At 41.8% G+C, this 20,251-nt stretch carries 22 protein-coding genes and 1 other annotated feature; of the genes, 20 read left to right on the top strand and 2 right to left on the bottom strand.

The genetic code is table 11. From position 1 onward, the window contains the following. Positions 1 to 38 precede the first annotated feature (38 nt). On the bottom strand, positions 39 to 1,151 hold the full coding sequence (gene ald / locus ABKJ27_RS05395) for an alanine dehydrogenase (RefSeq protein ID WP_084951293.1): 1,113 nt from the start codon (positions 1,149 to 1,151) through the stop codon (positions 39 to 41). A 171-nt stretch (positions 1,152 to 1,322) separates the two neighbouring features. Here ald and ABKJ27_RS05390 point away from each other — a divergent pair, with 171 nt between their 5' ends. The 10 genes from ABKJ27_RS05390 to ABKJ27_RS05345 all read left to right on the top strand — a co-directional run bounded on the left by ABKJ27_RS05390 (position 1,323) and on the right by ABKJ27_RS05345 (position 10,466). After that, positions 1,323 to 1,892 carry a GNAT family N-acetyltransferase gene (locus tag ABKJ27_RS05390; protein ID WP_410011480.1) on the top strand — a complete coding sequence of 190 codons (570 nt, stop codon included), beginning with the start codon at positions 1,323 to 1,325 and terminating at the stop codon, positions 1,890 to 1,892. A gap of 67 nt (positions 1,893 to 1,959) precedes the next feature. Further along, the gene (locus tag ABKJ27_RS05385) at positions 1,960 to 2,607 is read left to right on the top strand and encodes a helix-hairpin-helix domain-containing protein (RefSeq protein WP_410011479.1); all 648 of its coding nucleotides are present in this window, start codon (positions 1,960 to 1,962) and stop codon (positions 2,605 to 2,607) included. Next, on the top strand, positions 2,591 to 4,831 hold the full coding sequence (locus tag ABKJ27_RS05380; protein WP_410011478.1) for a DNA internalization-related competence protein ComEC/Rec2: 2,241 nt from the start codon (positions 2,591 to 2,593) through the stop codon (positions 4,829 to 4,831). The genes ABKJ27_RS05385 and ABKJ27_RS05380 overlap by 17 nt, the downstream gene beginning before the upstream one ends. Positions 4,832 to 4,903: 72 nt before the next feature. Then, positions 4,904 to 5,035: a sequence feature (ribosomal protein L20 leader region), on the top strand. Positions 5,036 to 5,050: 15 nt separating this feature from the next. Beyond that, on the top strand, positions 5,051 to 5,581 hold the full coding sequence (gene infC, locus ABKJ27_RS05375) for a translation initiation factor IF-3 (protein WP_000848180.1): 531 nt from the start codon (positions 5,051 to 5,053) through the stop codon (positions 5,579 to 5,581). Between the two features lie 32 nt (positions 5,582 to 5,613). Beyond that, positions 5,614 to 5,814, top strand: a complete 201-nt coding sequence (gene rpmI, locus ABKJ27_RS05370) for a 50S ribosomal protein L35 (protein ID WP_001125943.1) — start codon at positions 5,614 to 5,616, stop codon at positions 5,812 to 5,814. A 51-nt stretch (positions 5,815 to 5,865) separates the two neighbouring features. Beyond that, positions 5,866 to 6,225, top strand: coding sequence for a 50S ribosomal protein L20 (gene rplT / locus ABKJ27_RS05365; RefSeq protein WP_000124834.1), 360 nt, complete (start codon positions 5,866 to 5,868; stop codon positions 6,223 to 6,225). Between the two features lie 58 nt (positions 6,226 to 6,283). Continuing rightward, positions 6,284 to 6,664, top strand: a complete 381-nt coding sequence (locus ABKJ27_RS05360; RefSeq protein WP_261043316.1) for a lactoylglutathione lyase — start codon at positions 6,284 to 6,286, stop codon at positions 6,662 to 6,664. A gap of 248 nt (positions 6,665 to 6,912) precedes the next feature. Continuing rightward, the gene (locus tag ABKJ27_RS05355) at positions 6,913 to 7,713 is read left to right on the top strand and encodes a dihydroorotate dehydrogenase electron transfer subunit (RefSeq protein WP_060628467.1); all 801 of its coding nucleotides are present in this window, start codon (positions 6,913 to 6,915) and stop codon (positions 7,711 to 7,713) included. Next, positions 7,676 to 8,662 (top strand): dihydroorotate dehydrogenase, encoded by a 987-nt coding sequence (locus ABKJ27_RS05350; protein ID WP_410011477.1) that lies wholly within the window; start codon positions 7,676 to 7,678, stop codon positions 8,660 to 8,662. The genes ABKJ27_RS05355 and ABKJ27_RS05350 overlap by 38 nt, the downstream gene beginning before the upstream one ends. A gap of 97 nt (positions 8,663 to 8,759) precedes the next feature. After that, complete coding sequence (locus tag ABKJ27_RS05345) at positions 8,760 to 10,466, top strand: glucosaminidase domain-containing protein (RefSeq protein ID WP_410011476.1); 1,707 nt, start codon at positions 8,760 to 8,762, stop codon at positions 10,464 to 10,466. A gap of 255 nt (positions 10,467 to 10,721) precedes the next feature. On the opposite strand, the gene pavA is transcribed toward ABKJ27_RS05345, so the two are convergent. Further along, positions 10,722 to 12,377 (bottom strand): Rqc2 family fibronectin-binding protein PavA, encoded by a 1,656-nt coding sequence (gene pavA / locus ABKJ27_RS05340; protein ID WP_410011475.1) that lies wholly within the window; start codon positions 12,375 to 12,377, stop codon positions 10,722 to 10,724. Between the two features lie 104 nt (positions 12,378 to 12,481). On the opposite strand from pavA, the gene ybeY reads away from it, so the two are divergent. The 10 genes from ybeY (at position 12,482) to smpB (ending at position 20,242) form a co-directional block, all read left to right on the top strand. After that, positions 12,482 to 12,979: an rRNA maturation RNase YbeY gene (gene ybeY / locus ABKJ27_RS05335; protein ID WP_084927581.1), complete on the top strand. Its 498-nt coding sequence runs from the start codon at positions 12,482 to 12,484 to the stop codon at positions 12,977 to 12,979. Then, entirely contained in the window at positions 12,960 to 13,355 is a 396-nt protein-coding gene (locus ABKJ27_RS05330; protein WP_084927583.1) for a diacylglycerol kinase family protein, read from the top strand. Before ybeY ends, ABKJ27_RS05330 begins: the two co-directional genes overlap by 20 nt. Positions 13,356 to 13,371: 16 nt before the next feature. Further along, the gene (gene era, locus ABKJ27_RS05325; RefSeq protein WP_410011474.1) at positions 13,372 to 14,271 is read left to right on the top strand and encodes a GTPase Era; all 900 of its coding nucleotides are present in this window, start codon (positions 13,372 to 13,374) and stop codon (positions 14,269 to 14,271) included. Positions 14,272 to 14,319: 48 nt separating this feature from the next. Then, the gene (gene mutM, locus ABKJ27_RS05320) at positions 14,320 to 15,144 is read left to right on the top strand and encodes a DNA-formamidopyrimidine glycosylase (RefSeq protein WP_120718804.1); all 825 of its coding nucleotides are present in this window, start codon (positions 14,320 to 14,322) and stop codon (positions 15,142 to 15,144) included. Continuing rightward, positions 15,144 to 15,749, top strand: coding sequence for a dephospho-CoA kinase (gene coaE / locus ABKJ27_RS05315; protein WP_410011473.1), 606 nt, complete (start codon positions 15,144 to 15,146; stop codon positions 15,747 to 15,749). Before mutM ends, coaE begins: the two co-directional genes overlap by 1 nt. Then, a complete protein-coding gene (locus ABKJ27_RS05310) occupies positions 15,736 to 16,935 on the top strand; it encodes a multidrug efflux MFS transporter (RefSeq protein ID WP_410011472.1) in 1,200 nt (399 codons plus the stop codon). The genes coaE and ABKJ27_RS05310 overlap by 14 nt, the downstream gene beginning before the upstream one ends. Further along, positions 16,935 to 17,084 carry a 50S ribosomal protein L33 gene (rpmG, locus tag ABKJ27_RS05305; protein ID WP_001809104.1) on the top strand — a complete coding sequence of 50 codons (150 nt, stop codon included), beginning with the start codon at positions 16,935 to 16,937 and terminating at the stop codon, positions 17,082 to 17,084. Before ABKJ27_RS05310 ends, rpmG begins: the two co-directional genes overlap by 1 nt. A 39-nt stretch (positions 17,085 to 17,123) precedes the next feature. Continuing rightward, a complete protein-coding gene (secG, locus tag ABKJ27_RS05300) occupies positions 17,124 to 17,357 on the top strand; it encodes a preprotein translocase subunit SecG (protein ID WP_000282517.1) in 234 nt (77 codons plus the stop codon). 100 nt (positions 17,358 to 17,457) lie between these two features. Next, the gene (rnr, locus tag ABKJ27_RS05295) at positions 17,458 to 19,812 is read left to right on the top strand and encodes a ribonuclease R (protein ID WP_410011471.1); all 2,355 of its coding nucleotides are present in this window, start codon (positions 17,458 to 17,460) and stop codon (positions 19,810 to 19,812) included. Beyond that, a complete protein-coding gene (smpB, locus tag ABKJ27_RS05290; RefSeq protein WP_001051750.1) occupies positions 19,775 to 20,242 on the top strand; it encodes an SsrA-binding protein SmpB in 468 nt (155 codons plus the stop codon). The genes rnr and smpB overlap by 38 nt, the downstream gene beginning before the upstream one ends. Positions 20,243 to 20,251 lie beyond the last annotated feature (9 nt).

Here is a 20,251-nt window from a genome sequence, read left to right as displayed (position 1 = left end):
TGGACTTGATCTTTCTTTTATCTGCTAATTAGATTTTTTTAGATTAGTTCGTCAATTGGAGTATATTTTTTATCGAGACCTTGGGCTACTGGAAGACTGGTTAAGTAACCTTGATAAGTGGTAACACCTTGGCGCAAGCCCTCATCTTCAGAGATTGCTTGTGAGAAGCCTTTGCCAGCCAAAGATTCGATATAAGGAAGAGTGACATTGGTTAGGGCAATGGTTGAAGTACGAGCAACCGCACCAGGGATGTTGGCAACGGCATAGTGGAGCACACCATGTTTTTCATATACAGGTTCATCGTGCGTTGTCACACGGTCAGCTGTCTCGATAACGCCACCTTGGTCAACGGCAACGTCAACGATGACTGATCCTGGACGCATTTGCTTGACCATCTCATCTGTGACCAGTTTTGGTGCCTTGGCACCTGGGATGAGAACCGCTCCGATCACCACATCCGCATCTCTGACACTTGATTCGATGTTGAATGAATTGGACATAAGAGTTTGAATTTGATGGCCAAAGACATCTTCAAGTACTGAAAGACGTTTCGCACTGATATCTAAAATAGTCACTTGAGCACCAAGACCAAGCGCAATTCGGGCAGCATGGGTCCCGACGACACCGCCACCGATAATGGTTACTTTTCCTTTAGGAACACCCGGTACACCACCTAGTAGGACACCAGAACCTCCTGCTTGCTTAGTTAGGAAATGGGCGCCGATTTGGACTGCCATACGGCCTGCAACCTCACTCATAGGTACGAGGAGTGGTAACTGACCTTGGGGATCACGAACAGTTTCATAGGCAATCCCTGTTGTTTTTTTTGCTAGCATAGCATCTGCTAATTCAGGAGCTGCGGCCATGTGCAAGTAGGTGAAGAGAAGCAGGTCGTCACGTAAGTAACCATATTCAGAAGCTAGTGGTTCTTTTACTTTGACGACCAACTCGGCCGACCAGGCTTCAGCAGCAGTAGAAACAATCTCAGCTCCTTGCTTTTGATAGTCAGCATCAGTAAATCCTGAACCGAGACCAGCCTTTGTTTCGATAAGGACGCGATGACCACGACCGACTAAGCTGTGGACACCAGCAGGTGTGAGGGCAACACGGTTTTCATTATTCTTAATTTCTTTTGGAATTCCGATTAACATAGAGAAAATCTCACTTTCTATTGACGGGTTGTAAATGATTTATCACAATTATCTATAAAATAAGGTGATGATTTTATTCTATATGAAACCGCTTTAAAAAGCAAGAAAAATTTGTTATCAATTCTTTTTTATGCTAGACTGGTAAAAAATACTTTTAAATGGTAGAAACGTATGGAATCAATCTTTTTAAAACTAGCTCAGTATCCAATAGTCGAGACTGAGCGTTTATTGCTTAGACCTGTAACCTTGGATGATGCGGAAGCTATGTTTGAGTATGCCTCAGACAGAGACAATACGCGCTATACTTTTCAAACAAATCAAAGTTTGGAAGAAACCAAGAATAACATTGCTCAGTTCTACTTGGCTAATCCCTTGGGCCGTTGGGGAATAGAATTAAAAAGTAATGGTGAATTTATCGGAACTATTGATTTGCACAAGATTGATTCTGTTCTTAAGAAGGCAGCTATTGGCTACATTATCAATAAAAAGTATTGGAATCAAGGATTGACGACAGAAGCCAATCGTGCTGTGATTGAGCTGGCTTTTGAGAAGATTGGAATGAACAAGTTGACCGCCCTTCACGATAAGGATAATCCTGCATCTGGAAAGGTCATGGAGAAATCAGGCATGCGTTTTTCCTATGCAGAACCATATGCTTGTATGGACCAGCATGAAGAAGGCCGAATCGTTACAAGAGTTCATTATATCTTGATCAAGGAAGACTATTTTGCAAATAAATAAGCAGTTGAAAAGAAATTTTTCGACTGTTTTTTCTTCCTCTTACGAATAATCTAAGAGAGGAGAAAATATGGAAGCAATTATCGAGAAAATCAAAGAGTATAAAATCATTGTCATCTGTACTGGTCTAGGCTTGTTTATTGGCGGATTTTTCCTGCTAAAGCCAGCTCAACAAACACCTGTCAAGGAAACGAATTTGCATGCAGAAGTTGCAGCTGTTTCCAAGGATTCGGTATCCGAAAAGGAAGTGAGGAAGGAAGAAAATGAGGAATCTCTTGAACAAAATCTAATCACAGTAGATGTAAAAGGCGCTGTTAAATCGCCGGGTATTTATGACTTGCCAGTTGGTAGTCGGGTCAATGATGCCGTTCAGAAGGCTGGTGGCTTGACAGAACAAGCAGATAGCAAGTCGCTCAATCTAGCTCAGAAAGTTAGTGATGAGACCCTGGTTTACGTTCCAACTAAGGGAGAAGAAGCTAGTCAACAGTCAGGTTCTGGAGCGACTTCTTCAACAAGCAAGGAAAAGAAGGTCAATCTCAACAAGGCCAGTCTGGAAGAGCTCAAGCAGGTCAAGGGGTTGGGAGGAAAACGAGCCCAGGATATTATTGACCATCGTGAAACAAATGGCAAGTTCAAGTCAGTAGACGAACTCAAGAAGGTCTCTGGCATTGGTGCTAAAACGATAGAAAAGTTAAAAGACTATGTTACAGTGGATTAAGAACATCCCCATTCCCCTAATTTACCTGAGTTTTCTATTGCTCTGGCTTTACTACGCCATTTTTTCTGCATCCTATCTTGCTTTGTTGGGCTTTGTTTTTCTGCTAGTCTGCCTCTTTATTCAATTTCCTTGGAAATCAGCAGGCAGAGTTCTAGCGATTTGTGGAATCTTTGGTTTCTGGTTTCTGTTTCAAAATTGGCAACAGAGTCAAGCAAGTCAAAATTTGGCGGATTCTGTTGAAAGGGTACGGATTCTGCCCGACACTATTAAGGTCAATGGTGACAGTCTGTCCTTTCGTGGCAAGGCCGATGGCCGCATTTTTCAAGTCTATTATCAACTCCAGTCCGAGGAGGAGAAAGAAGCCTTTCAAGCCTTAACAGACCTTCATGAGATAGAACTAGAAGGAAAACTTTCGGAGCCAGACGGGCAGAGAAATTTTGGTGGTTTTGACTACAAAGCTTATTTGAAGACTCAAGGGATTTACCAGACACTGACTATCAAGAGTATCAAGTCACTTCAAAAGGTTGGCAGTTGGAATGTAGGTGAAAACCTGTCCAGTTTACGTCGAAAGGCTGTAGTTTGGATTAAGACACATTTTCCAGATCCTATGCGCAATTACATGACGGGGCTTCTATTAGGACATCTGGACACGGACTTTGAGGAGATGAATGAGCTTTATTCCAGTCTAGGAATTATCCACCTCTTTGCCTTGTCGGGTATGCAGGTAGGCTTTTTCATGGATGGATTTAAGAAACTCCTCTTACGATTGGGCTTGACTCAAGAAAAGTTGAAATGGCTGACTTATCCCTTTTCCCTTATCTATGCAGGGATGACAGGATTTTCAGCATCGGTTATTCGCAGTCTCTTGCAAAAGTTACTGGCTCAACATGGTGTTAAGGGCTTGGATAATTTTGCCTTGACGGTGCTTGTACTCTTTATCATCATGCCCGACTTTTTCCTGACTGCAGGAGGAGTCTTGTCCTGCGCTTATGCTTTTATCTTGACCATGACCAGCAAAGAAGGGGAGGGGCTCAAGGCTGTTGCTAGAGAAAGTCTAGTCATTTCCTTGGGCATATTGCCCATTCTATCCTTCTATTTTGCGGAATTTCAACCTTGGTCTATCCTTTTGACCTTTGTCTTTTCCTTTCTATTTGACTTGGTCTTCTTACCGCTCTTGTCTATCTTATTTGCCCTTTCCTTTCTCTACCCAGTCATTCAGCTGAATTTTATTTTTGAATGGTTGGAGGGCATTATTCGTTTGGTCTCACAGGTGACAAGTAGACCTCTAGTCTTTGGCAAACCCAATGCATGGTTTTTGATTTTATTGTTAATTTCCTTGGCTTTAGTATATGATTTGAGAAAAAACATTAAAAGGCTAGCAGTATTAAGCTTATTGATTACAGGTCTCTTTTTCCTGACCAAGCATCCACTGGAAAATGAAATCACCATGCTGGATGTGGGGCAAGGGGAAAGTATTTTCCTACGGGATGTAACTGGGAAAACCATTCTCATAGATGTAGGTGGCAAGGCAGAGTCAAATAAGAAAATTGAGGCTTGGCAAGAAAAGGTAACGACTAGCAATGCCCAGCGAACCTTGATTCCCTACCTCAAAAGTCGTGGAGTGGCCAAGATTGATCAGTTGATTTTGACCAACACGGACAAGGAGCATGTTGGAGATTTGTTGGAGGTGACCAAGGCTTTCCATGTAGGCGAAATTTTAGTGTCAAAAGGCAGTTTGAAACAGAAGGAATTTGTGGCAGAACTACAGGCGACTCAAACCAAGGTGCGTAGTGTGACAGTAGGAGAGAACTTGCCAATTTTTGGAAGTCAGTTAGAAGTTCTATCTCCAAGGAAAATGGGAGATGGAGGGCATGAAGATTGCCTGGTTCTGTATGGAAAACTTTTGGATAAGAACTTTCTTTTTACAGGAAATTTGGAGGAGAAAGGAGAGAAGGATCTTCTGAAGCAATATCCTGACTTAGAGGTTGATGTCTTGAAAGCTGGCCAACATGGCTCTAAAAAGTCATCAAGTTCATCCTTTTTAGAAAAACTCAGACCAGAAATCACTCTCATCTCAGTTGGAAAGAATAATCGAACGAAACTCCCCCATCAGGAAACCTTGACCCGACTGGAAGGTATCAATAGCAAAGTGTATCGAATTGACCAGCAAGGAGCTATACGCTTTAAGGGGTGGAATAGTTGGAAAATCGAAACGGTTGGTTAATGAGCAGAAACTTTTCAAAAAAATAACTTTTTATCTTGACAAGGGCTAGAAAACTTGGTATCATATAAAAGTTGAGAAAAGCAGAAGTGAGAGCTTCTCGCCTTGTGACATTAAGTTGCCTGGCCCTACGGATGAAAAGTTTCTAAGAAACGCTATCATAACGTGCGGGCTTGTATATTTACGAGTCCGCTATTGTTTTTCTCTAATAAAACAAAAGAGGTGAAAACCATAGCAAAGCAAGACTTATTCATCAATGATGAGATTCGTGTACGTGAAGTTCGCTTGATTGGTCTTGAAGGAGAACAGCTAGGCATCAAGCCACTCAGTGAAGCGCAAGCTTTGGCTGATAACGCTAATGTTGACCTAGTATTGATTCAACCCCAAGCCAAACCGCCTGTTGCAAAAATTATGGACTACGGTAAGTTCAAATTTGAGTACCAGAAGAAGCAAAAAGAACAACGTAAAAAACAAAGTGTTGTTACTGTGAAAGAAGTTCGTCTAAGTCCAACTATTGACAAGGGTGACTTTGATACAAAACTTCGCAATGCACGCAAATTCCTTGAAAAAGGAAATAAAGTTAAGGTATCTATTCGCTTTAAGGGTCGTATGATTACCCATAAAGAGATTGGTGCAAAAGTTTTAGCCGAGTTTGCTGAAGCAACTCAAGATATTGCAATCATCGAACAACGTGCTAAAATGGATGGACGTCAAATGTTCATGCAATTGGCGCCAGCGACTGACAAAAAATAATTGTCAGAAAGTTAAATAAAGGAGAAAAAATCATGCCAAAACAAAAAACACACCGCGCATCAGCTAAACGTTTCAAACGTACAGGTTCTGGTGGACTTAAACGTTTCCGTGCTTACACTTCTCACCGTTTCCACGGAAAAACTAAGAAACAACGTCGTCATCTTCGTAAAGCATCTATGGTGCATTCAGGAGATTACAAACGTATCAAAGCAATGCTTACTCGCTTGAAATAATAGCTTGACTGTAAGTAAACAATTCTAGGAAATATTTGGAGGAAATAAAACATGGCACGTGTTAAAGGTGGCGTTGTATCACGCAAACGTCGTAAACGTATTCTTAAATTAGCAAAAGGTTACTATGGAGCTAAACACATCTTGTTCCGTACTGCAAAAGAACAAGTAATGAACTCTTACTACTATGCATACCGTGACCGTCGTCAGAAAAAACGTGACTTCCGCAAATTGTGGATCACTCGTATCAACGCGGCAGCTCGTATGAACGGACTTTCATACTCACAATTGATGCATGGTTTGAAATTGGCTGAGATCGAAGTTAACCGTAAAATGCTTGCTGACTTGGCTGTTAATGATGCAGCAGCTTTCACAGCTCTTGCAGATGCAGCGAAAGCAAAACTTGGTAAATAATAACTGATAAGACTGGAACAGGATTGTCCCAGTCTTTTTAAAAGTAAAGGAGAAAAATATGGCTTCAAAAATGCTACACACTTGCTTGCGAGTAGAAAATCTTGAAAAATCAATCTCATTTTATCAAGATGCTTTTGGTTTTAAAGAATTGCGTCGCAGAGATTTTCCAGACCATGCCTTCACGATTGTCTATCTAGGTCTTGAGGGTGACGACTATGAGTTGGAGTTGACTTATAACTACGATCATGGTCCTTATGTGGTTGGAGATGGATTTGCCCATATCGCCCTAAGTACACCTGATCTTGAGGCGCTTCATCAAGAGCATAGTGCCAAAGGATATGAAGTTACTGAGCCAAATGGTTTACCAGGAACTGCACCTAACTATTACTTTGTCAAAGACCCTGATGGCTACAAGGTCGAAGTCATTCGTGAAAAATAATCTCGTGAAGTCAAGTAGAATGTTCGTTTTCTACTTGACTTTTTTTGGTTGAAAGAGTATACTAATAAAAATTTAACCTTTAAGGGGAGTCCAGAGAGACTCACAAGGTGTCAGATAAAAGAATAGTGCAATTTTCTAGAGGAGACTTTTTGAGTGTGCTCTCTTGTGTTGTACGATTTTAACTGAGGCCTTGCACTAGCAAGGTCTTTTCTTTGTCTGGTCCCCTTAAAATTTAAGGAGGAAAAATCATGAATCCCACATGTAAGAAACGTTTGGGTGCGATTCGATTGGAAACTATGAAGGTGGTTGCACAAGAGGAAATTGCACCAGCAATCTTTGAATTAGTCCTAGAAGGGGAAATGGTTGAGGCTATGCGAGCAGGCCAATTTCTTCATCTTCGTGTGCCTGATGATGCCCATCTTTTGCGTCGCCCTATTTCAATTTCGTCTATTGATAAGGCAAATAAGCAGTGTCATCTTATTTATCGGATTGAGGGAACTGGGACAGCTATTTTTTCAACCTTAAGTCAGGGAGATACTCTTGATGTGATGGGTCCTCAGGGAAATGGTTTTGACTTGTCTGACCTAGATGAGCAGAGCCAGGTTCTCTTAGTTGGAGGTGGGATTGGTGTACCTCCTTTGCTTGAGGTGGCCAAAGAATTACATGCGCGTGGTGTGAAAGTAGTGACAGTCCTTGGTTTTGCTAACAAGGATGCTGTTATCCTTGAAAAGGAATTGGCCCAATATGGTCAGGTTTTTGTAACGACAGATGATGGTTCATATGGCATTAAAGGAAATGTGTCTGTTGTCATTAATGATTTAGACAGTCAGTTTGATGCTGTTTATTCATGTGGGGCGCCTGGCATGATGAAGTATATCAATCAAAACTTTTATGACCACCCAAGAGCCTATCTATCTCTGGAATCTCGTATGGCTTGTGGGATGGGGGCTTGCTATGCCTGTGTCCTAAAAGTGCCAGAAAGCGAGACGGTCAGCCAACGCGTCTGTGAAGATGGTCCTGTTTTCCGCACAGGAACAGTTGTATTATAAGGAGAAAATCATGACTACAAATCGTTTACAAGTTTCTCTACCTGGTTTGGATTTGAAAAATCCAATCATTCCAGCATCAGGCTGTTTTGGTTTTGGACAAGAGTATTCCAAGTACTATGATTTAGATCTTTTAGGTTCTATTATGATCAAGGCGACAACTCTTGAAGCCCGTTTTGGAAATCCAACTCCAAGGGTGGCAGAAACACCTGCTGGCATGCTCAATGCAATTGGCTTACAAAATCCTGGTTTGGAAGTTGTTTTGGCTGAAAAGCTACCTTGGCTGGAAAGAGAATATCCAAATCTTCCTATTATCGCCAATGTAGCTGGTTTTTCAAAACAAGAATATGCAGCTGTTTCTCATGGGATTTCCAAGGCAGCTAATGTGAAAGCAATCGAGCTCAATATTTCTTGCCCCAATGTTGACCACTGTAATCATGGACTTTTGATTGGTCAAGACCCAGATTTAGCTTATGATGTGGTGAAAGCAGCTGTGGAAGCCTCTGATGTGCCAGTTTATGTCAAACTAACTCCTAGTGTGACGGATATCGTCACAGTCGCAAAAGCTGCAGAAGATGCGGGAGCAAGTGGCTTGACCATGATCAATACTCTAGTTGGTATGCGCTTTGACCTCAAAACTAGAAAACCAATCTTGGCAAATGGAACAGGTGGAATGTCTGGTCCAGCAGTCTTTCCAGTAGCCCTCAAACTTATCCGTCAAGTAGCCCAAACAACAGACCTACCTATCATTGGAATGGGAGGAGTGGATTCGGCAGAAGCTGCCCTAGAAATGTATCTGGCTGGAGCCTCTGCTATCGGAGTTGGAACAGCCAACTTTACCAATCCATATGCCTGTCCTGATATCATCGAAAATCTACCAAAGGTTATGGACAAGTACGGCATTAGTAGTCTGGAAAATCTCCGCAAGGAAGTAAAAGAGTCTCTGAGATAAACTGCAATCAATCTGTTCTTGATTTTTCATCAGTTTGTAATATTGATTATAGAGAATTTTGATACAATAAAATGGAAAGAACAGAGGAAGAAAGTTTATGAAGAAATTGAGATTTGTTTTTTTAGCTTTGCTATTTTTCTTAGCCAGACCAGAAGGAGCACTGGCCAGCGATGGTACTTGGCAAGGAAAACAATACCTAAAAGCTGATGGTAGTCCAGCAGCGAATGAGTGGATTTTTGATGCTCACTATCAATCTTGGTTTTATATAAAAGAAGATACCAACTATGCTGAAAATGAATGGCTGAAACAAGGTGACGACTATTTTTACCTCAAATCTGGGGGTTATATGGCCAAATCAGAATGGGTAGAAGATAAGGGAGCCTTCTATTATCTTGACCAAGATGGAAAGATGAAAAGAAATGCTTGGCTAGGAGCTTCCTATGTCGGTGCTACAGGTGCCAAGGTAATAGAAGACTGGGTCTATGATTCTCAATATGATGCTTGGTTTTATATCAAAGCAGATGGCCAACACGCAGAGAAAGAATGGCTCCAAATCAAAGGTAAGGACTATTATTTCAAATCTGGTGGTTATTTACTGACAAGTCAGTGGATTGAACAGGCTTATGTGAGTGCTAGTGGCGCTAAAGTACAGCAAGGTTGGCTTTTTGACAAACAATACCAATCTTGGTTTTATATCAAAGAAAATGGAAATCATGCTGATAAAGAATGGATTTTCGAAAATGGTCACTATTATTATCTAAAATCCGGTGGCTATATGGCAGCCAATGAATGGATTTGGGATAAGGAGTCATGGTTTTACCTTAAATCTGATGGCAAAATGGCTGATAAAGAATGGGTATACGATTCTAAAAATCAAGCCTGGTACTACTTCAAATCCGGTGGCTACATGGCAAAAAATGAGACTATTGATGGTCATCAGCTAGGAAGCGATGGAAAGTGGAATAAGGAGTCGAAGACTAGCTCTGATTATTATCAGGTCCTTCCAGTTACTGCAAATATTTATAATGCAGATGGTGAAAAGCTCTCCTATATATCGCAAGGTAGTGTTGTCTGGCTAGATAAGGATAGAAAAAGTGATGACAAGCGCCTACCTATTACTATTTCTGGTTTGTCAGGCTACATGAAAATAGAAGATTTACAAGCGCTAGATGCTAGTAAGGATTTTATCCCTTATTATGAGAGTGATGGACACCGTTTTTATCACTATGTGAGCCAGTATGCTAGCATTCCAGTAGCTTCTCATCTTTCTGATATGGAAGTAGGCAAGAAATATTATTCGGCAGATGGACTGCATTTTGATGGTTTTAATCTTGAAAATCCCTTCCTTTTCAAAGACTTGACAGAGGCTACAAACTATAGTGCTGAAGATTTGGATAAGGTATTTAGTCTGTTAAATATTGATAATAGTCTCTTGGAAAATAAGGGAGCTACCTTTAAGGAAGCCGAAGAACATTACCATATCAATGCCCTCTACCTTCTTGCTCATAGCGCCTTAGAAAGCGACTGGGGACGGAGCAAGATTGCCAAAGATAAGAATAATTTCTTTGGCATTACAGCCTATGATACGACACCTTACCTTTCTGCTAAAACATTTGATGATGTGGATAAGGGAATTTTAGGTGCAACCAAGTGGATTAAGGAAAATTATATCGATAGGGGCAGAACTTTCCTTGGCAACAAGGCGTCTGGTATGAATGTAGAATATGCATCAGACCCTTATTGGGGCGAAAAAATTGCTAGTGTGATGATGAAAATCAACGAGAAGCTAGGTGGCAAAGATTGATCCTATAATTGATACTCTTCTTCGAAAATCTCTTTAAACCACGTCAGAGTTGCCTTGGATTATATATGGTTACTGACTTTGTCAGTTCTATCTGCAACCTCAAAACAGTGTTTTGAGCTGACTTTGTCAGTCTTATCTACAACCTAAAAGCAGTGCTTTGAGCAGCCTGCGGCTAGCTTCCTAGTTTGCTCTTTGATTTTCATTGAGTATGAATATTATTTGAGTATAAGTTAAAAATCCTGATTTCAAGTAAAATCAGGATTTTTTCATGGATGCGATTTTTTCTGGATCTGGTGTGACACGGAGGGTCTTTTGTCCTGTGTAAGTGACAAAGCCTGGTTTTCCGCCAGTTGGTTTGTTGAGTTTCTTGACTTCAATCATATCTACCTGCACCAGATTTGACAGGCGACCTTGAGAGAAGTAGGCGGCCAGTTCTGCCGCGTCTGTTTTGACTTCATCAGATGGGTCAAGATTGCCTGAGATGACAACATGGCTTCCAGGAATATCCTTGGCATGGAACCAAAGTTCCTCCTTGCGGGCCATTTTAAAGGTTAGCTCCTCGTTTTGTAGGTTGTTGCGGCCGACATAGATGATGGTTTTGCCATCGCTTGCTAGATATTGTTCTGGTTTTTTGCGTTTCTGGATTTTCTCCCGCTGTCTTCTGCGGATAAAGCCAGTTTGGATTAATTCTTCACGGATTTCAGCGATTTCTTCCAGTCCAGCTTGGTTGAGAACAGTTTCCACACTTTCCAGATAGAGAATGGTTGCCTTGGTTTCCTCAATCAGATCAGTCAAGTATTTGACAGCTTCTTTGAGTTTTTGGTAACGTTTGAAATAGCGTTGGGCATTCTGGTTGGGAGTCAAGGCCTTATCAAGAGCTATTGTGATAGGTTGGTTGGTGTAGTAGTTGTCTAGGATAACCTGGTCTTGGTCGTTAGGCACTTGGTGGAGGAAGGTTGTCAGTAATTCTCCTTTTTGGCGAAATTCTTCAGCATTATCTGTCGCCAGTAACTCTTTTTCCTGTTTTTTGAGTTTGTGGCGGTTTTTCTGAAGTTCATTTTCAACACGACGAATCAGTTCACTGGCTTGTTGTTTGACACGGTCACGCTCAGCCTTGTCCTTATAGTAGGTGTCCAGCAAATCAGAAAGACTGGCAAAAGGCTCTCCCACCTGATTTGCAAAAGGAATTGGACTGAAGGAAGTCTCAGTCAAGCATGGCTTGGTTTCTTGATTGAAAAAGTTACGGAAAGTAGATAGTTTATCACTAACCAGAATGTTTTCCAATTCATTTGCCGTATCACGTCCCAGACCTTGAAAGAGGCTTTGAAGGTTTTTAGCTGTCGTTTCCTGTGTTTGTAGGATTTCAAAGAGCTTTTCATCCTTGATAGTAAAAGGATTGAGAGATTCCGTACTTGGCGGAGCGATATAGGTCGATCCAGGAAGCAAGGTACGGTAGCTATTTTGTGAAAAGCCGACGTGTTTAATGACTTCGAGAATTTTATGACTGCTCTTATCAACCAGTAGAATATTACTGTGTTTCCCCATGATTTCGATAATCAAGGTAGCCTGAATATGGTCTCCAATCTCGTTTTTATTGGAAACTGTCATTTCCACAATACGGTCATTTTCCACTTGCTCAATCGACTCAATCAGGGCACCCTGCAAATATTTTCTTAAAACCATGATAAAGGTAGAGGGTTGGGCTGGATTTTCAAAGGTCGTTTGGGTCAGCTGAATGCGTCCAAAAACTGGATGGGCAGAAAGGAGCAGGCGATGGCTTTGGCGATTGCTGCGGATTTGCAAGACCAACTCTTGTTCAAAAGGCTGATTGATTTTCTGAATGCGACCATTCACTAACTCTCTTCGCAATTCCTCAACCATATGATGTAAAAAAAATCCGTCAAATGACATCGTTCTCTCCTTGTGATTGTATTCCATAGTATTATATCAAAAAGGTAGAATAAAATCATGGAAATGTGGTATAATAAAGCCAAGTAAAGAGAAACGAGAAGTACATGTATATTGAAATGGTAGATGAAACTGGTCAAGTTTCAAAAGAAATGTTGCAACAAACCCAAGAAATTTTGGAATTTGCAGCCCAAAAATTAGGAAAAGAAGACAAGGAAATGGCAGTCACCTTTGTGACTAATGAGCGTAGTCATGAACTGAATTTGGAGTACCGTGACACGGACCGTCCGACAGATGTCATCAGTCTTGAGTATAAACCAGAGTTGGATATTGCCTTTGACGAAGAGGATTTGCTTGACAATCCAGAATTGGCAGAGATGATGTCTGAGTTTGATGCCTATATTGGGGAACTGTTCATCTCTATTGATAAGGCTCATGAGCAGGCCGAGGAATATGGCCACAGCTTTGAGCGTGAGATGGGCTTCTTGGCAGTACACGGCTTTTTACATATCAACGGCTATGATCACTACACTCCAGAAGAAGAAGCGGAGATGTTCGGTTTACAAGAAGAAATTTTGACAGCCTATGGACTCACAAGACAATAAACGAAAATGGAAAAATCGTGACCTGATAGCCAGTTTAGAATTTGCCATCACAGGAATTTTTACTGCTATCAAGGAAGAACGCAATATGCGAAAACATGCAGTGACGGCTCTTGTGGTCATCCTTGCAGGTTTTGTTTTTCAGGTGTCACGAATCGAATGGCTCTTTCTCCTATTGAGCATTTTCTTGGTAGTAGCGTTTGAGATTATCAATTCTGCTATTGAAAATGTGGTGGATTTGGCCAGTCACTATCACTTTTCCATGCTGGCTAAAAATGCCAAGGATATGGCGGCTGGCGCGGTATTAGTGGTCTCTCTTTTCGCAGCCTTAACAGGCGCATTGATTTTTCTCCCACGAATCTGGGATTTATTATTTTAAACAGTAAGAGGAAATTATGACTTTTAAATCAGGTTTTGTAGCCATTTTAGGACGTCCCAACGTTGGGAAGTCAACCTTTTTAAATCACGTCATGGGGCAAAAGATTGCCATCATGAGTGACAAGGCGCAGACAACGCGCAACAAAATCATGGGAATTTACACGACTGATAAGGAACAAATCATCTTTATCGACACACCAGGGATTCACAAGCCTAAAACAGCTCTCGGAGATTTCATGGTTGAGTCTGCCTATAGTACCCTTCGCGAAGTGGATACTGTTCTTTTTATGGTTCCTGCGGATGAAGCGCGTGGTAAGGGAGACGACATGATTATCGAGCGTCTCAAGGCTGCCAAGGTTCCTGTGATTTTGGTGGTGAACAAGATCGATAAGGTTCACCCAGACCAGCTTTTGTCTCAGATTGATGATTTCCGTAACCAAATGGAATTTAAGGAGATTGTCCCTATCTCAGCCCTTCAGGGAAATAACGTCTCTCGTCTAGTGGATATTTTGAGTGAAAATCTGGACGAAGGTTTCCAATATTTCCCGTCTGATCAAATCACAGACCATCCAGAACGTTTCTTGGTTTCAGAGATGGTTCGCGAGAAAGTCTTGCACCTAACTCGGGAAGAGATTCCTCACTCAGTTGCTGTAGTGGTTGATTCGATGAAGCGGGATGAAGAGACTGACAAGGTTCACATCCGTGCAACCATCATGGTCGAGCGCGATAGCCAAAAAGGGATTATCATCGGTAAAGGTGGTGCTATGCTTAAGAAAATCGGTAGCATGGCCCGTCGTGATATTGAACTCATGTTAGGAGACAAGGTCTTTCTAGAAACCTGGGTCAAGGTCAAGAAAAACTGGCGCGATAAAAAGCTGGATTTGGCTGACTTTGGCTATAATGAAAAAGAATACTAAGTAGAGGTGGGCTCATGCCTGCTTCTTGTTTTTACAGAAGGAGGACTTATGCCTGAATTACCTGAGGTTGAAACCGTTCGACGTGGCTTGGAAAAATTGATTTTGGGAAAGAAGATTTCGAGTATAGAAATTCGTTATCCCAAGATGATTAAAACGGATTTGGATCAGTTTCAAAAGGAAGTGCCTGGTCAAGTTGTTGAGTCAATGGGACGTCGTGGGAAATATTTGCTTTTTTACCTGACAGACAAGGTCTTGATTTCCCATCTGCGGATGGAGGGCAAGTATTTTTACTATCCAGACCAGCTTCCCGAACGCAAGCATGCCCATGTTTTCTTCCAGTTTGAGGACGGTGGGACACTTGTTTATGAGGATGTACGTAAGTTTGGTACTATGGAACTTTTGTCTCCTGACCTTTTGGACGCCTACTTTATTTCTAAAAAACTAGGTCCTGAGCCAAGTGAACAAGACTTTGATTTACAGGTCTTTCAAGCTGCTCTAGCCAAATCTAAAAAGCCTATCAAATCCCATCTCCTAGATCAAACCTTGGTAGCTGGACTTGGCAATATCTATGTGGATGAGGTTCTCTGGCGAGCTCAGGTTCATCCAGCTAGAGCTTCCCAGACTTTGACAGCAGAAGAAGCGACTGCCATTCATGACCAGACTATTGCTGTTTTGGGACAGGCTGTTGAAAAAGGCGGCTCCACCATTCGGACCTATACCAACGCCTTTGGGGAAGACGGAACCATGCAGGATTTTCATCAGGTTTATGACAAGGCTGGTCAAGAATGTTCACGTTGTGGTACCATCATTGAGAAAATCCAACTAGGCGGACGAGGCACCCATTTTTGTCCTCAGTGTCAAAGGAGGGACTGATGGGAAAAATCATTGGAATCACAGGAGGAATTGCCTCTGGTAAGTCAACTGTGACAAATTTTCTAAGAAAGCAAGGTTTTCAAGTAGTGGATGCTGACGCTCTTGTTCACCAACTACAGAAACCTGGTGGTCGTCTATTTCAGGCTCTAGTCCAGCATTTTGGGCAAGAAATCATCCTTGAAAACGGAGAACTTAATCGCCCTCTCCTAGCTAGTCTCATCTTTTCAAATCCTGAGGAACGGGAATGGTCTAAGTCAACCCAAGGGGAGATTATTCGTGAGGAACTAGCTACGTTGAGAGACCAGTTGGCTCAGACAGAAGCTATCTTTTTTATGGATATTCCCTTGCTTTTTGAGCAGGACTATGCCTCTTGGTTTGATGAGACTTGGTTGGTCTATGTGAACCGAGATGTCCAAGTAGAACGCTTAATGAAAAGGGACCAGTTGTCCAAAGATGAAGCTGAGTTTCGTCTGGCAGCCCAGTGGCCTTTAGAGAAAAAGAAAGATTTGACCAGCCATGTTTTAAACAACAATGGAAATCAGGACCAGCTTCTTACACAGGTGTTCTCCCTGCTTGAGGGAGGTAGAGAAGATGACAGAGATTAACTGGAAGGATAATCTGCGCATTGCCTGGTTTGGTAATTTTCTGACTGGAGCCAGTATTTCTTTGGTTGTGCCCTTTATGCCTATTTTTGTGGAAAATCTAGGTGTAGGAAGTGAGCAAGTCGCTTTTTATGCAGGCTTAGCTATTTCTGTCTCTGCTATTTCCGCGGCAATTTTCTCTCCTATCTGGGGCATCCTTGCTGATAAATACGGTCGAAAACCCATGATGATTCGGGCTGGGATGGCCATGACCATTACTATGGGAGGCTTGGCCTTTGTGCCAAATATCAATTGGTTAATCTTTCTTCGTTTACTGAATGGTGTATTTGCGGGTTTTGTTCCCAATGCAACAGCCCTGATAGCCAGTCAGGTTCCCAAGGAGAAATCAGGCTCTGCTCTCGGAACTTTGTCTACAGGCGTAGTTGCAGGTACTCTAACTGGTCCTTTTATCGGGGGATTTATTGCAGAATTATTTGGCATTCGTACTGTTTTCTTACTGGTTGGTAGTTTTCTATTCTTAGCTGCTGTTTTGACTATTTTATTTATCAAGGAAGATTTTCAACCAGTAACCAAGGAAAAGGCCATTCCAACAAAGGAATTATTTACATCAGTTAAATATCCCTATCTCTTGGTCAACCTATTTCTGACTAGTTTTGTCATCCAATTTTCAGCCCAATCAATCGGCCCTATCTTAGCTCTGTATGTACGCGACTTAGGCCAGACAGAGAATCTTCTTTTTGTATCTGGTTTGATTGTATCCAGTATGGGCTTTTCCAGTATGATGAGTGCAGGAATCATGGGCAAGCTAGGTGACAAGGTGGGTAATCATCGTCTCTTGGTTGTAGCCCAGTTTTATTCAGTCATCATCTATCTCCTCTGTGCCAATGCCTCTAGCCCCCTTCAACTAGGACTCTATCGATTACTATTTGGCTTGGGAACCGGTGCTTTGATTCCCGGAGTTAACGCCCTTCTCAGCAAGATGACGCCCAAAGCTGGTATTTCGAGGGTCTTTGCCTTTAATCAGGTATTCTTTTATCTGGGAGGTGTTGTTGGGCCCATGGCAGGTTCTGCAGTAGCAGGAAAATTTGGCTACCATGCAGTCTTTTATACGACAAGCCTTTGTGTTGCCTTTAGTTGTCTCTTTAACCTTCTTCAATTTCGAACATTATTAAAAGTAAAGGAAATCTAGTGCGAGTAAAAATTAACCTCAAATGCTCCTCTTGTGGCAGTATCAATTACCTAACCAGTAAAAATTCAAAAACCCATCCAGACAAGATTGAGGTTTTAAAGTATTGTCCCAAGGAAAGAAAAGTAACCCTACATCTTGAATCTAAGTAGATTTTATGGTAAAATAATAGGGATTTTAAGGAGTTTGATATGTATAACCTATTATTAACCATTTTATTAGTATTATCTGTTGTGATTGTGATTGCGATTTTCATGCAACCAACCAAAAACCAATCCAGCAATGTATTTGATGCCAGCTCAGGTGATTTGTTTGAACGCAGTAAAGCACGCGGTTTTGAAGCTGTAATGCAGCGTTTGACAGGGATTTTAGTCTTTTTCTGGCTAGCCATTGCCTTAGCATTGACGGTATTATCAAGTAGATAAGAAAATAATGGGCAGGACTAGGTCTTTGCCTCTTTTTATTTTTAATGATGTTTGAGAAGGTTTTACAGTAAAAGAAAATTAAAAAATCTAGAAAGAAAGTATGAAAGATAGAATAAAAGAATATTTACAAGACAAGGGAAAGGTGACTGTCAATGACTTGGCTCAGGATTTGGGAAAAGACGGATCCAAGGATTTTCGTGAGTTGATTAAAACCTTGTCCCTGATGGAAAGAAAGCACCAGATTCGCTTTGAAGAAGATGGTAGTCTGACATTAGAAATTAAGAAAAAACATGAGATTACTCTCAAGGGGATTTTTCATGCCCATAAAAATGGCTTTGGCTTTGTCAGTCTGGAAGGCGAGGAGGACGATCTTTTTGTAGGAAAAAACGATGTCAACTATGCTATTGATGGTGATACCGTTGAGGTCGTCATCAAGAAAGTCGCTGACCGCAACAAGGGAACAGCTGCCGAAGCTAAAATTATTGATATCTTAGAACACAGCCTGACAACAGTTGTCGGCCAAATCGTTCTAGATCAGGAAAAACCTAAGTATGCGGGTTACATCCGTTCAAAAAATCAGAAAATCAGTCAACCGATTTATGTGAAGAAACCAGCCCTAAAATTAGAAGGAACAGAAGTTCTCAAGGTCTTTATCGACAAATACCCGAGCAAGAAACATGATTTCTTTGTCGCTAGTGTCCTCGATGTAGTGGGTCATTCAACGGATGTCGGAATTGATGTCCTTGAGGTTTTGGAGTCTATGGATATTGTATCCGAGTTTCCAGAAGCTGTTGTCAAGGAAGCAGAAAGTGTGCCTGATGTTCCGTCTCAAAAGGATATGGAAGGCCGTCTGGATCTAAGAGATGAGATTACCTTTACCATTGACGGTGCTGACGCCAAAGACTTGGATGATGCGGTGCACATCAAGGCCTTGAAAAATGGTAATATCGAACTTGGAGTTCACATCGCAGATGTTTCCTACTATGTGACTGAGGGTTCTGCTCTTGACAAGGAAGCCCTTAACCGCGCAACTTCTGTCTATGTGACAGACCGTGTGGTCCCAATGCTTCCAGAACGACTGTCAAATGGTATCTGCTCCCTCAATCCTCAAGTTGACCGCCTGACCCAGTCAGCCATTATGGAGATTGATAAACATGGTCGTGTGGTCAACTACACTATCACACAAACGATTATCAAGACAAGCTTCCGTATGACCTATAGTGATGTCAATGATATCTTAGCGGGCGACGAGGAAAAGAGACAAGAATATCAGAAAATTGTACCAAGTATTCAACTTATGGCTAAGCTTCATGAAACTTTAGAAAACATGCGTGTGAAACGTGGTGCCCTCAATTTTGATACCAATGAAGCTAAGATTTTAGTGGATAAGCAAGGTAAGCCTGTTGATATCGTTCTTCGTCAGCGTGGTGTTGCCGAGCGCATGATTGAGTCTTTTATGTTGATGGCTAATGAAACAGTTGCCGAGCATTTCAGCAAGCTGGATTTGCCTTTTATCTATCGAATTCATGAGGAGCCAAAGGCTGAAAAGGTTCAGAAGTTTATTGACTATGCTTCAAGCTTTGGCTTGCGAATTTATGGGACTGCCAGTGAGATTAGCCAGGAGACCCTTCAAGACATCATGCGTACTGTTGAGGGAGAACCTTATGCGGATGTCTTGTCCATGATGCTTCTTCGCTCCATGCAGCAGGCTCGCTATTCGGAGCACAATCATGGCCACTATGGACTAGCGGCTGACTATTACACTCACTTTACCAGTCCTATTCGCCGTTATCCAGACCTCCTTGTTCATCGTATGATTCGGGATTACGGCCGTTCTAAGGAAATAGCAGAGCATTTTGAACAAGTGATTCCAGAGATTGCGACCCAGTCTTCCAACCGTGAGCGTCGTGCCATCGAGGCTGAGCGTGAAGTCGAAGCCATGAAAAAGGCTGAGTACATGGAAGAATACGTGGGTGAAGAGTACGATGCGGTTGTATCCAGCATTGTCAAATTCGGTCTCTTTGTCGAATTGCCAAATACAGTCGAAGGCTTGATTCACATCACTAATCTACCTGAATTTTATCATTTCAATGAGCGGGATTTGACTCTTCGTGGAGAGAAATCAGGAACAACTTTCCGTGTAGGTCAGCAAATCCGTATCCGAGTTGAAAGAGCCGACAAGATGACGGGTGAAATTGACTTCTCTTACATCCCAAGTGAGTTTGATGTGATTGAAAAAGGCTTAAAACAGTCTAATCGCAGTGACAGAGGACGTGGTTCAAGTCGTCGTTCAGATAAGAAGGAAGATAAGAGAAAATCAGGACGCTCAAATGATAAGCGCAAGCATTCACAAAAAGACAAGAAGAAAAAAGGAAAGAAACCTTTTTATAAGGAAGTAGCTAAGAAAGGAGCCAAGCATGGCAAAGGGCGAGGGAAAGGTCGTCGCACAAAATAAAAAGGCGCGCCACGACTATACAATCGTAGATACGCTTGAGGCAGGGATGGTCCTGACTGGAACTGAAATCAAGAGTGTACGAGCTGCTAGAATCAATCTCAAGGACGGCTTTGCCCAAGTGAAAAATGGGGAGGTTTGGTTGAGCAATGTTCATATCGCTCCTTACGAAGAGGGCAATATCTGGAACCAAGAACCAGAACGTCGTCGCAAACTCCTACTCCATAAAAAGCAAATCCAAAAATTGGAGCAAGAGACCAAAGGGACAGGAATGACCCTGGTTCCCCTTAAGGTCTATATCAAAGATGGTTATGCTAAGCTTCTTTTAGGACTTGCCAAAGGGAAGCATGACTATGACAAACGTGAGTCAATTAAGAGACGTGAGCAGAATCGCGATATTGCGCGCGTGATGAAAGCTGTTAATCAGCGATAAAAAGAGGGA

Origin of the sequence: Streptococcus sp. KHUD_011, assembly GCF_046352925.1 — a bacterium.
GTDB lineage: Bacteria > Bacillota > Bacilli > Lactobacillales > Streptococcaceae > Streptococcus.
This window is presented reverse-complemented; position numbering and strand designations above follow the sequence as displayed.